Source organism: Bacteroidia bacterium, assembly GCA_037045145.1.
Classification (GTDB): domain Bacteria; phylum Bacteroidota; class Bacteroidia; order AKYH767-A; family OLB10; genus OLB10.
In genome coordinates, this window is record JBAOIA010000011.1 from 526228 (window position 1) to 538297 (window position 12070).

Below are 12070 nucleotides of genomic sequence, written 5' to 3' on the forward strand. Positions count from 1 at the left end.
CCTAAAAGTGATGTATTGGCAACCTTTTTATTCAGACTGCGTAAAAAGAAGGCAATATTAAGTCTAAAAAATGATAATTAACACATCAGAGCTGTCGGGTCGTAGCATACAAACCACAGCTAAAGTACCGTTAAAAATTCTATTAGTTGATGATATTCCGGCCAACTTGTTAACTCTCGAAGGTATTCTTGAAGATGAAAGCAGGATTCTGATAAAAGCTTTTTCCGGTAATGAGGCTTTAAAATTACTGATGGAAGAACCTATTGATTTGATCTTATTAGACATTCAAATGCCTGACATGGATGGCGTTGAGGTGGCACAATTGCTTCGTGCCAATCCAAAAACAAAGCATATTCCCATCATTTTTGTTTCTGCCATTGCCAAGAGTGAACGCCCCACACTCGAAGAGTTTGAAATAGGCTCGTTTGATTTTATTCCAAAGCCATTAGATATTGAAGAAACACAGAAAATAGTTTCAATCTTTGAATTTGGATGCCGCTATAAATTAAAATACAGAGAGCAGGAAGAAAAGTTGAAAAAACTGAACGAGCATCTTGATAAATTTCTTTACATCCTTTCGCATGACTTAAACGCACCATTGCGTGCCATTGAGAATTTAGTACAGTGGCTTGAAGAAGATTTGCAGTCGCAGATTTCGGATGAGAGTAAAGAAAATATTGGGCTGCTTAGAAACAGAGTAACTAAGATGAAATTGCTTCTTGATGGATTGTTGCGTTATGCGCGTTCAGCCAATACAAAACATCATCAGGATATTTTTTCGCCTGAAAAAATAATCAGGCAAATCACATCGGAACTACTTGGCGATAGAAAAATTTCACTAAATATCAATTCTTCAGTTTTGGAAATGAATACTGACAGGGCAGCATTGCAGCTTGTGTTGAAAGAGTTGATTCAAAATGCAATTTCTTTTAATCCTTCCGATAAGAATACCATTGATATTTCTGTTTCAGAGAAAAGCAATTCTTATGAGTTTGTTATTGCAGATAACGGACCGGGAATTAAGCCACAACAACAAAAAACAATTTTCGAACTTTTTCAAACACTTCCATCATCAGGCATGCCATCATCGGGTGTAGGTCTTAGTATAGTGAAGAAAGTGGTTGAAGAATATGGTGGAACGGTGTGGTTTTCACCAGCTGTAAAATGTGGTACTGAGGTTTGTTTTAGCTGGAAAAAATCCTGAGGTTTAAAACCCTGATTGCCGCGCTTTAATTGTACTTGCACCAACTGTAAAAAGTACAAGACTGATAGTGCTAATAGGCATTAAAATTGCTGCAAACAATGGCGAAATTGTTCCACTGACAGCAAAGGCTAATCCAACAAAATTATAGAGTAAAGAAATAATAAAGCTAACTATAATTATAGTTACAGCTGATTTGGATAACTGAATCAGTTCAGGCAGCTGACGTAAGGCAGCAGCATCCATAATAGTATCGCTTGCAGGAGTAAAGTTATTGGTATTGTCGGTAACAGAAATACCCGTGTTAGCTGCAAGCAGCGCACCGGCATCATTCAAGCCATCACCAATCATCAACACATTTTTCTTACGGTTTATTAATTCAAGAATGTAGTTTCTTTTATCTTCAGGTTTTTGATTAAATCGTAATTCGGCATTTCCCAAAAGGTTAATCAGGTTTTTTCTTTCACTTTCATTATCACCGGTAAGTACAACTAAATCGAGTTTATTGTTCAGTTTTTGCGTTATGTTATTCAATCCATCACGATAAATATTGCTGAAAACAAATTTGCCTTTTTTAAAACCATCAATATTGACAAAAACTGCCGTTGCATTTTTTTCACCTTCATTGGGCACTCCTGCCCATACAGCTGTTCCGGCTTTAATTTTTTTATTATTTACTACTGCGCATATTCCTTTACCGGTAACTTCTTCAAAATTGTTGCATGGATAATATTTATCGGAATGCAAATATTGATGCAGTAATTTACTTAAAGGATGTGATGATTGCCTGAAGAGTGATGACAGTATTTTTTTGTCCTCATCATCTAGCAGATGACCAAGATAACTTATTTCAGAAGCATTGTTCTTAGTCAGTGTTCCCGTCTTATCAAAAACAATAGTGTCGGCATCAGCAATTTTTTCGAGTACACGATAATTGCGCATGTAGATTTTATTTCTACCAAGAATGCGGAGGATGTTTCCATACGTAAACGGTGCAGATAAAGCCAATGCACAGGGACAGGCAATTACAAGTACAGCTGTAAACGCATTAATTGCTTTGTGTATGTCGGTGTTCCACCAATAGAAAGCAGCAGCTGTTGAAATGGAAAAAGTTACTACTATAAACCAACGACTGATGGCGTTCACTAACTTTTCAAACCTGCTTATATCCTGTTTATCCCAATTGCGATTCCACAGTTGTACTAAATAGCTTTGTGAAACTTCTTTCATCACCTGAAGTTCAATCATGGCACCTGTCTGTTTGCCACCGGCATAAATATATTCACCGGCTGCATGTGAAACAGGTAACGACTCACCGGTTACAAAATGATAATCTACAGAAGCATTGCCTTTTAGTAAAACACAGTCTGCCGGAATAATTTCATTGTTTCTTATCAGAATTCTGTCATTAACTTTCAAATCATTGATTTGTATTTCTTTTTCAAATCCATTTTTTAGAGACGTTACTGCTATTGGAAAGTAAGATTTAAAATCTCTGTCAAATGCTAAACTGTCAAAAGTAAAATCCTGAAACCAGCGACCAATGAGCATAAAAAAGACAAGGCCACTACCGCTGTCAAAAAATCCCGAACCGGTTTGTGTAATAATTTCAAATGCACTTCTCAAGAAAATTACTGATATACCAATAGCAATTGGCAAATCTATCGAAGTGGTTTTTTGCTTAAGTGCTTGCCATGATTTAATGAAAAATTCGTTTGCACTGTAAAAGAACACAGGTAGTGAAAGCAATAAAATCAAATAACTGAATAGTGTTTGCAGTGAAGTATCAATATTGTTTCCGGAAGAAAAATATTCAGGGAAACTAAGCATCATAATATTTCCTGAACAAAAACCGGCAACACCAATTCTGATGATTCGGCTCCGATTAACTTTTTTTGTTTTTTTCTTTTCAATAGCATCAAGTTGCAACGCAGGTTCATACCCTGTGTGCGAAAGTTTTTCTGCTATTTTTCGTAGTGAGGTTTTGTGATGATTATAAACCAAACGTAATTCTTTCCGGACAAAATCTACTCTTGAAGAAAGGACACCTTCATCGGCTTTCTGAAAATTTTCGAGCAACCAGATACAACTGCTGCAATGCATGGCAGGAATGTAAAATGTGATGATAGTTTCATTTTTATCTCTGTAACTTATCAGTTGATTTTCGATGGAAGGCTCATCTAAAAAGGCAAATCGTTTTTGAACAATGTCAGACTGTTTGGTTCCGGGATTATCATTCAGGCTGTAATAATTACACAAATTGTTTTCACGCAGAATTTCATAAACCAGCTTGCATCCGGTACAACAAAAAATTTTCTCATCGCTTGTAATAACCTGTTCATCACAGTCGTCACCACAATGATAACATTTCACCTTATTAACTGTATCTGTATTGCGCATAGCCTCCAGCCTAATTTGCCTGACAATATTACAATTGATGAAGAATGTGGGTGTTGATATTAATTCTTGGTAGGAATGACTAAAATCATTTCAGTTCTTACAATGAAATAAAATATTTGCCACATTCAACTCACTATGCAAATTAAGCAATTTTATAATCAGGGTCATTCGCAATTCAGCTATATTATTTCAAGCGGAAAAGAAGCTGTAGTTGTTGATCCTGTAAGAGACGTAGAGCACTATTTGCAATTTCTTACAGATAAGCAGCTTACTTTAAAATATATTTTCGAAACGCACATACATGCCGATTTTGTTTCCGGCCATCTGGAGCTTGCCGATAAAACCGGTGCAACCATTGTTTATGGACCGCAGGTGCGTGTGGCTTATCCTTCATACAGTGCTAGGCATAATGAGAGTTTTAATCTTGAAGGATGCAGCATTAAAGTTTTACATACACCGGGGCATACAATGGAGTCAGTTTGTTATTTACTGAATAATAACATTGGACAGCCTATTGCAATTTTCACAGGTGATACTTTGTTTGTTGGAGACGTTGGCCGCCCTGATTTGATGAGTGGTAATAAGAATGCTGTTGAGTTGTCAGAGTATTTATATCACTCTATTAACGATATTATTAAAACATTGCCCGATGAACTTGTGATTTATCCCGGGCATGGTGCCGGTTCATTCTGTGGTAAAAATCCGGGCAAAGAAAGGTTTTCTACTATTGGCGAGCAGAAGAAGAGAAATTATGCACTAAAGGATGTTTCACTCGAGAAATTTACTCAAGAAATAACAACCGGTCTGAATGTGCCACCGGAATATTTTTTTAAGGTTATGAGCATTAATATTATGGGTTGCCGACCTATGAAAGAAGTGTTTCGTAACAATTTGAATTTTCTATCACCTGTAAATTTCAAAGCAGAAACACAACGTGCTATAATTGTGGATACAAGAAATGAGTTAGAGTTTTCGAAAACTTTTATTCGAGGTTCTGTAAACATTGGCCTTGATGGCTCGTTTGCAACATGGGCAGGTATTTTACTCGATCCTGACTATCCGGTTTTATTGGTCTGTGACAATGGTAAAGAAAGAGAAGCTATCGGGGCATTAGCGCAGATAGGAATAGAAAATGTGAGAGGTATTTTGCATGGAGGAATAAATGCATGGAAAGATGCAGGAGAACCGGTGGACAGCATTGATAATATTGATGCAGAAGATTTTTATTTTTTGTTTGAAAATGAAGGTTATATTCTGGTAGATTTAAGAAGTCATCAGAATTTTAATGCGCAACATATAAAAAGAAGTCTGAGTATTCCATTAGATGAATTACCACACCGTTTGAATGAGTTTAGTCCGGACGCTAAATATTTGTTGGTGTGTAAGGGTGGGTACCATAGTATGATAGCAGCATCAATTCTCAAACGTAATGGGATAAATCAGGTAATAAATATTTCAGGAGGGTTTGATGCTGTAAGTGCATTTCAACCACAATATGTAGAGTCGGTATAGGATGAACAGCAGTTTGTTAGCAATATAATCAGTGTTTGATACAGAAACCGACCTTTATTTTCATGAATTTAAAATTATGACAAAAGTCGCTTAATAGATTGCTTAAAGTCATTTTTAGAGTTTTATTAAAGAGATATTTTTACATCGTTAATTAAAAGGAAAGCAATAAAATTCCGGTTTGGAAATACCCTTCCGGGTTGAAATAAAAGATTTGATTTAGTGTTAGGGTTGCAAAACCGGTATGCTTCGGCTACCGGTTTTTGCTTAATAGGTGTATCGAAAAAAGCAAAAGAATGAAAAAGATTGTTGTTACTACTGATTTTTCGGAATGTTCCGAAAATGCTTTGATTTATTCTTTGTCGCTGTGCAAAGAGTTGAATGCATCATTGTATTTGCTTCATGTTTTTCATATACCGGTGCCTGCGACAGACATGCCTTATATTTCTGTTTCTTCTGAAGAGGAAGAAAAGAATATTGAATTACGATTGGAAGAATTAATTACCCGTGTAAAATATAAAACAGGTTATGAGGGGGTTATTCACACTATAACTGATTTTAATTTTACTGTTGATGGTATTCTGAGTGTTGTTCGTGATACAAATCCGGATTTGTTGGTGATGGGACAGCGGGGTAACACAACATTGGCAGACAGACTGTTTGGAAGTACGGCAACAGCAATTATTAATCTTGCAACTTGCCCTTTATTGCTTATTCCCGAAAAATGTCAGTTCAATAGAATAAAGAAGATTGCAATCGCCTGCGATAAAAAAACAATTGACAATATAAATAAAGTTCACCATGTTATTGAAATGAATACTGCAATGAAACCGGAAGTGCTTCTGTTTAATGTTGTGCAGAACGAAGGGGAGGAAAACAGATTTAATAGAGAGGATTTTTCTGAACTGATCGGAAAGGGTGTAAAATTATTTTTCCCTATACACCATGACATACATGAGGGTATTTTGCAATTTGTAAATGATATTGATGCTGATTGGTTGTGTATGTTTCCACATCGTCATAATATTTTTGAGCAGTGGTTTACCAGACTTAATTCAGGCAACATTTCTCAACAAGTTAAAATACCATTATTGTTAGTTAACGAATTGGTGCAGTAAAGACATTGCAAAAGGGCATATATAAGAACGATTATTTTAAACACAATAGAGAGACGTTTACGATCCAATTTAAAACATGAAGCACAGGTTGACTATTCAGGCAGAAGATACTATTTTGGATTTTCAAAAAAAATTTAACAGAATTTACCCGTTTCTTAAAATTGAATTTTTTGAAAAGGCACATATAGATAAACAAGGGAGTCATAAAAAGGAAATGATTGCATCAAACATGTTGTTTCGCGGGTTGATTGGACGAGGAAAAACACATACAATAAACTTCAATGACGATTTTAGTATTAACGATTTTGAGATGTTATTGAAAAACCAGTGCCGGTTGTATGCACAAGTATTTCGTAAATCAGGAAAGATTTGGCTTGAAACAACAGCAACAGATTATTGGACATTGGAGCAACAAAACGAAGAGGGTAAAAGCCTGGCCAAGCACTTTAAAATTGATTCGGAAAATATAAATGACATTGACCCTTATTAATTAGGGCAAAACAATTTGCTTTCTCTGTATCTGTAGAATTATTGGAGACGGACAATAGTTCAATAACAAATGAAATTAAGACAATATGCCTTATATAAAATTAAGTGTTTGACTATTCTTTAGCTATTATAAGCCCATTTAAGATAAACGGCACCCCATGTAAAACCACCGCCAAAAGCAGCAAGAATCAGATTATCGCCTTTGTGTAATTGCTTTTCCCATTCCCATAAACAGAGGGGTAATGTGCCATTGGTAGTATTACCATATTTCTGAATGTTAAGCATTACTTTTTCCATGCCAATGCCCATGCGGCTGGCAGTAGCATCAATAATTCTTTTGTTTGCCTGATGTGGTACAAGCCATGCAATATCATCAGCACTCAGGTTGTTTCGTTCCATTATTTCTGCACTTACATCAGCCATACCTTTAACAGCAAATTTAAATACAGTTTGTCCTTCCTGATAAACAAAATGTTCTTTTGCATCAATAGTTGCATGTGTTGGCGGTTTTACACTGCCACCTGCTTTCTGATGTAGAAAATGTCTTCCGCTGCCATCGCTTTTTAAAACAGCATCGTAAATGCCGTAACCGTTGGTGTCCGGTTCCAGTAATACTGCACCACCACCATCACCAAAAATGATACATGTGGCACGGTCGCTATAATCAATAATTGCCGACATTTTATCGGCACCTACAACAACAACTTTTTTATACTGTCCGCTTTCAACAAATTTTGAAGCGGTAGTCAATGCAAATAGAAATCCGGAACAGGCAGCCTGAATGTCGTAGCCAAAAGCATTTTTAGCTCCTACCTTATCGCAAATAATATTTGCAGTGGCAGGAAAAACCAAATCAGGAGTGGTAGTAGCACAAATCAACAAGTCAATTTCATCAGCCTGTATGCCGCGTTTTTTTAATAATCCGTTTACCGATTCAACACCAATTTTAGAGGTGCCTTCACCGGCATCTTTTAATATTCTACGTTCTTTAATTCCTGTTCTTGTTTGAATCCACTCATCGTTGGTTTCAACCATGGTTTCCAGTTCTTTGTTTGTGAGAACAAATTCCGGCACCCAGGCATGAACAGCGGTGATGGCAGCTCTGATTTTTTCCATCAAAAAAAATTATAGTGTTTGATTAACTACGTTGTTTTGAAAAAAAGTTGCGATTTTTTCTGCAAGATGAGCTTCGGTAACTTCTTTGGCAAGCAATATCATGTTTTTGATGGCTTTTGATTTTGAAATGCCGTGTGCAATAATTACATTTCCGTTTACACCAAGCACCGGTGTGCCACCATAATTTTCATAATCAAAGCGGTCGAAGTATGCATCTTTTATGCCGCGTTTTTTAAGTAGCGTATAAAGTGATTCGGCTTCTTTAAGCATTACATTGCCCGTGAAACCATCACATACTATGACATCAGCTTTGTTGTTGAACAAGTCGCGCCCTTCAACGTTACCGATAAAATTTATTTCTTTAGTATTTTTAAGTAACTGATGTGCCTGCTGCGAAAGCAGGTTTCCTTTTTCTTCCTCTTCACCAATGTTCATCAATGCCACTCGTGGTGATGCAATATGATAAACATGTTCTGCAAGCAGAGAACCCAGCAATCCGAATTGTTGCAATACTTCGGGCTTACAATCAGCATTGGCACCAACATCGAGTAATATTCCTGTTGATCCGTCTTCCTGTGGTAATATGGTTGAGATAGCAGGTCGTTGAATGCCGTTAATAGCTTTAACACTGAACATGCTGCCAACTAACATAGCGCCTGAATTTCCGGCACTGGCAAAGACATCAATCTTTTTTTGTTTTAGCAGGCCAAAACCAATGGCCATACCTGAGTTGGGTTTTTGAGAAAAAGCACGGGTTGCACTGTCAGACATTTCAATCACCTCTGTAGCATTTACAATTGTAAATGACTTAGGATTGACCCCCTGTCCTTCAATTATCTCTGTAATTTTTTTCTCATCACCTATTAAAACCAGGTGTACTTCCTGAGGTGAAAGGTCTTTTAATGCTGCAATAGCACCTAAGGTTGTTTCAAGTGGAGCATAATCTCCACCCATAATATCAACTCCTATCCTTATCATAAAGGAATACAGGGATTAAACGGCTTTTTCTAAAACTACCTTGCCTTTGTAGTACATTTTGCCGTCATGCCAGTAGGCACGATGATATAAATGTGTTTCTCCTGTGGTAGGGCAAACGGCAATTGTTGGTGCTTCTGCTTTGTAATGTGTTCTGCGCTTATCTCTTCTCGACTTGGAGTGTTTGTGTTTTGGATTTGGCATGATGTTTAATTATTTAATATCAATTGTTACTTACATTTTTTAAAATATCCCATCGCGGGTCGTTTGTGTTTTCATTCTTCACCATATACTTTTCCAGTGTACGAAGGGTTTCTTCATTGCAGCCATTGTTTGGATGTGTCACTTTTATGGGTATAGCTAATGAAACTACATCATAAAAATGCTGTGCCAGATGAATATCGTGGGCATTGTCGGCTAAAATGATGTTGTCATCATCCACTTCTTTGTCTTCGCCAGAAGTTTTAACAATAATAACCTTTGTTATATCTAACGGCATTTCGAATTCTTCGAGGCAGCGATGGCACTGTACGTGTACAGAGCCTTTAGCTTTAATGTCCAGAACCACAATGGTGGCGCTTTTGTTTACGGTAAGATGAATAAGAACATGTGCTCCCTGAACAATAGGGTGTTCAAACATGTCGAAAAAGTCCTGATTCAGCAAGTAATCAAACTCATGTATCCCCTCTTTTAAACCGGCATAATGCAGGTTGTATTTCGACATCTTTTCCACTATGTACGCCCTATTTTGGAAACGAATGGGCAAAAATATAAAAAATCGCTATTCCAACACCTTGTTTTTGTTAATTGTTATTTAAGGCTATTGATTGTCAGGGGGTAGAACCTTCTAAGTATTAACAAAATATGTCTATAAAGGCTATGGATTAGCATAAGAAGTCAATAAGAAGAATTTGATGGGAATAATCATTATTCTCTGGATTTTTAAGACGAAAAACTTCCATTGCCATACTCAAAATGCCATTAGTACAAAAAGGTATAGTAATACACCATTTTAATGTTAACATTGTCATAGCAATCATTTATTAAGCCGAAAATGATTGTGTAGTCAGAAATAAACCACGTTAATTAAATAGGCTCAAAATTTCCGAAAAATGGATTTTTTGTTCTATACAGAAGAAAGTAAATTGTTTGGACTAACCATCTTTGTTGCTATAGTTACGTTCCAGATTGTGTATGTATTTGTGCAATGGATTATCAAACACAGAAGGGATTACTTGTATTATATTGCCTACTTGTTTTTTGTCATCGTTTTTGGATTAAGCCAATACGACAATTATTTAAATTTTTATCTTTTTTCAGCAATAAAGGAGAAGTATTATGAATATGTAAACCTTTCGGTACCGCTGTTTTGCATACTGCTTTATTTCAGATTTATGCGTGAGTTTCTTAACTTAATACAAAGGCGACCCGATATTAATGCAGTGGTAAAGAATCTTGAATTCTTTCTGATTGCCTATTCATTTCTGAGTTTGTTTTTTATCTGGCTTTCATTTGATATGGTTGTCTGGCAAATGATATTTAATATTGTTGCTTTAACTACAATTGCAGCCGGATTATTTATAATAATTAACTTTTTAAAGAAAAGTATTCCACTCGACAGATTTGCCTTGACCGGTGCATCATTGATTGCAGTGGGGTCGTTATTTGATATTATTCTTAACTTTCTTGAGTATAGAGGGTTTTATATTCCATTTGATAAACATCTGCCATTAATGATTTGTGTTATTGGCGAACTCACAACATTTACATTGGGACTGGCATTTAAAACACAGTTGGTCGAAAGTGAAAAACTATTTGCAGAGAAAGAATTCCTGACCGAAAAAAGTGAAAAACAACAGTTACAGTTAGACATTTTAAAGCTTAGGAATAATTTAGCGCGCGAACTTCACGATGATATTGGCGCACAATTATCACTTACCAGAATGTTGATGAGCAGGGCACGTGCTGTTGGTAATGAAAGAGTGGTTGATCAATCTATGCAGCTTCTTGAAGAGTCTATAAACAAACTGCGGTTGGTTACTAACGAATTAGAAAATTCAACATTGCAAAATGATGGCTTTCAGAAAGCAACTGAAAATTTACTCAGCACCATTTCAGAGTTTCAACCTATTCAATGTAACTTCTATACCAAAGGTGTCGAAAAACGATTGCATCTTGATGTTGAATATCAACTGTTCCGAATCACGCAGGAACTTATCAATAACACTTTAAAATATGCCAATGCTTCAATTATCAGTATCATTGTTTTGGGCGATAGAGATAAGTTTTATTTTATTTATGAAGACAATGGTTTGGGCTTTGATTTGAAAAATACCGGTCGTGGCAAAGGCTTGAATAATATTTTACAACGGGTAAAAGAGTTAGGTACCAAGACAGAATTTATTGCACATCCCGGTGGTGGCATGCGCTGCGAATTTAAAATTAACTATGAACAATCACTGCAAACAGCATAATTGTTTAAGATGGAACTAAGCAACCTAAAGATATTAATTGCTGACGACCATACACTTTTTGCCGAAGGTCTCACCTATCTTTTGAAGGAGGAGTTGCCAATAGAAAGTATTGAAGCGGTTTATAATGGAAAATCGGCAATTGGGAAAGTATTGAATACGGATTATGATATTATTATCATGGATGTCAATATGCCATTTTTAAACGGTATAGAAGCTTGTACAGAGATAAAGAGATTCAGAACAAAAACCAAAGTTGTTTTTGTGAGTATGAAAGCCGATATGCTGACAGTTGCACAGGCATTAAAAGCAGGTGCCGATGCTTATATATTAAAAGGAAACGATCACAATGACTTTAAAACAGCATTTAAGCAGATTTACAACAATGAAATTTTCTTAAGTGAGCAAATTAAACATTACTTTCAGAGTGATAGTCCTAATCAAATCCGCAAAAGTTCAATTGACTGTATAGATTATTCCAACAAGCTGATTTCTGTACGCGAAAAAGAAATTATTAAATTGGTTTGTGACGGTTTAACGAGTGATAAAATTGCTGAAGTGCTTTCTATCTCAGCCAGAACAGTTGATACACACAGAAACAATATCCTTAACAAACTCAAACTAAACAACATTGCAGCATTGGTTCGCTTTGCCTTAGAGAATAAGCTGGTGGATTAATTTTTTCTGTAAGATATAAAATCAATATTTAGCACTTAAAATAAAAAAATACGAAGTTTTACGTATTGCATCAGGGCGCTTGCGGACTTACCTTTACACTATCAATTTAACAA

At 36.1% G+C, this 12070-nt stretch carries 11 protein-coding genes; 6 read left to right on the forward strand and 5 right to left on the reverse strand.

Annotated features, from left to right (window positions below):
- Positions 1–70: 70 nt before the first annotated feature.
- Positions 71–1204 carry a hybrid sensor histidine kinase/response regulator gene (locus tag V9G42_03230; protein ID MEI2758431.1) on the forward strand — a complete coding sequence of 378 codons (1134 nt, stop codon included), beginning with the start codon at positions 71–73 and terminating at the stop codon, positions 1202–1204.
- Positions 1205–1207: 3 nt separating this feature from the next.
- Here the strand turns inward: V9G42_03230 and V9G42_03235 are convergent, their stop codons facing one another.
- The gene (locus V9G42_03235; GenBank protein MEI2758432.1) at positions 1208–3601 is read right to left on the reverse strand and encodes a heavy metal translocating P-type ATPase metal-binding domain-containing protein; all 2394 of its coding nucleotides are present in this window, start codon (positions 3599–3601) and stop codon (positions 1208–1210) included.
- A gap of 135 nt (positions 3602–3736) precedes the next feature.
- Between V9G42_03235 and V9G42_03240 the strand changes: the two genes are divergently transcribed.
- The 3 genes from V9G42_03240 to V9G42_03250 all read left to right on the forward strand — a co-directional run bounded on the left by V9G42_03240 (position 3737) and on the right by V9G42_03250 (position 6718).
- Positions 3737–5113, forward strand: a complete 1377-nt coding sequence (locus V9G42_03240; protein MEI2758433.1) for an MBL fold metallo-hydrolase — start codon at positions 3737–3739, stop codon at positions 5111–5113.
- A 293-nt stretch (positions 5114–5406) separates the two neighbouring features.
- Positions 5407–6228, forward strand: coding sequence for a universal stress protein (locus V9G42_03245; GenBank protein MEI2758434.1), 822 nt, complete (start codon positions 5407–5409; stop codon positions 6226–6228).
- 76 nt (positions 6229–6304) lie between these two features.
- Positions 6305–6718, forward strand: a complete 414-nt coding sequence (locus V9G42_03250) for a hypothetical protein (GenBank protein ID MEI2758435.1) — start codon at positions 6305–6307, stop codon at positions 6716–6718.
- A gap of 119 nt (positions 6719–6837) precedes the next feature.
- On the opposite strand, the gene V9G42_03255 is transcribed toward V9G42_03250, so the two are convergent.
- From V9G42_03255 to V9G42_03270, 4 genes are read right to left on the reverse strand one after another with little or no spacing between them, the layout of a single operon-like run.
- A complete protein-coding gene (locus V9G42_03255; protein ID MEI2758436.1) occupies positions 6838–7833 on the reverse strand; it encodes a beta-ketoacyl-ACP synthase III in 996 nt (331 codons plus the stop codon).
- Between the two features lie 9 nt (positions 7834–7842).
- Entirely contained in the window at positions 7843–8808 is a 966-nt protein-coding gene (gene plsX, locus V9G42_03260; GenBank protein MEI2758437.1) for a phosphate acyltransferase PlsX, read from the reverse strand.
- An 18-nt stretch (positions 8809–8826) separates the two neighbouring features.
- Positions 8827–9012: a 50S ribosomal protein L32 gene (gene rpmF, locus V9G42_03265; GenBank protein MEI2758438.1), complete on the reverse strand. Its 186-nt coding sequence runs from the start codon at positions 9010–9012 to the stop codon at positions 8827–8829.
- Positions 9013–9031: 19 nt separating this feature from the next.
- A complete protein-coding gene (locus V9G42_03270) occupies positions 9032–9532 on the reverse strand; it encodes a DUF177 domain-containing protein (GenBank protein ID MEI2758439.1) in 501 nt (166 codons plus the stop codon).
- Positions 9533–9920: 388 nt separating this feature from the next.
- Here V9G42_03270 and V9G42_03275 point away from each other — a divergent pair, with 388 nt between their 5' ends.
- Together V9G42_03275 and V9G42_03280 are read left to right on the forward strand one after the other, a co-directional pair.
- Positions 9921–11282 (forward strand): 7TM diverse intracellular signaling domain-containing protein, encoded by a 1362-nt coding sequence (locus V9G42_03275; protein MEI2758440.1) that lies wholly within the window; start codon positions 9921–9923, stop codon positions 11280–11282.
- A gap of 9 nt (positions 11283–11291) precedes the next feature.
- A complete protein-coding gene (locus V9G42_03280) occupies positions 11292–11957 on the forward strand; it encodes a response regulator transcription factor (protein ID MEI2758441.1) in 666 nt (221 codons plus the stop codon).
- The last annotated feature ends 113 nt before the right edge of the window (positions 11958–12070 follow it).

Bases quoted from the DNA above. Each gene is read 5' to 3' on its own strand.
- V9G42_03250 (MEI2758435.1), top strand. From the start codon at position 6,305: ATGAAGCACAGGTTGACTATTCAGGCAGAAGATACTATTTTGGATTTT.
- rpmF (MEI2758438.1), bottom strand. From the start codon at position 9,012: ATGCCAAATCCAAAACACAAACACTCCAAGTCGAGAAGAGATAAGCGC.
- V9G42_03240 (MEI2758433.1), top strand. From the start codon at position 3,737: ATGCAAATTAAGCAATTTTATAATCAGGGTCATTCGCAATTCAGCTAT.
- V9G42_03270 (MEI2758439.1), bottom strand. From the start codon at position 9,532: ATGTCGAAATACAACCTGCATTATGCCGGTTTAAAAGAGGGGATACAT.
- V9G42_03280 (MEI2758441.1), top strand. From the start codon at position 11,292: ATGGAACTAAGCAACCTAAAGATATTAATTGCTGACGACCATACACTT.
- V9G42_03235 (MEI2758432.1), bottom strand. From the start codon at position 3,601: ATGCGCAATACAGATACAGTTAATAAGGTGAAATGTTATCATTGTGGT.
- V9G42_03275 (MEI2758440.1), top strand. From the start codon at position 9,921: ATGGATTTTTTGTTCTATACAGAAGAAAGTAAATTGTTTGGACTAACC.
- V9G42_03245 (MEI2758434.1), top strand. From the start codon at position 5,407: ATGAAAAAGATTGTTGTTACTACTGATTTTTCGGAATGTTCCGAAAAT.
- V9G42_03230 (MEI2758431.1), top strand. From the start codon at position 71: ATGATAATTAACACATCAGAGCTGTCGGGTCGTAGCATACAAACCACA.
- V9G42_03255 (MEI2758436.1), bottom strand. From the start codon at position 7,833: ATGGAAAAAATCAGAGCTGCCATCACCGCTGTTCATGCCTGGGTGCCG.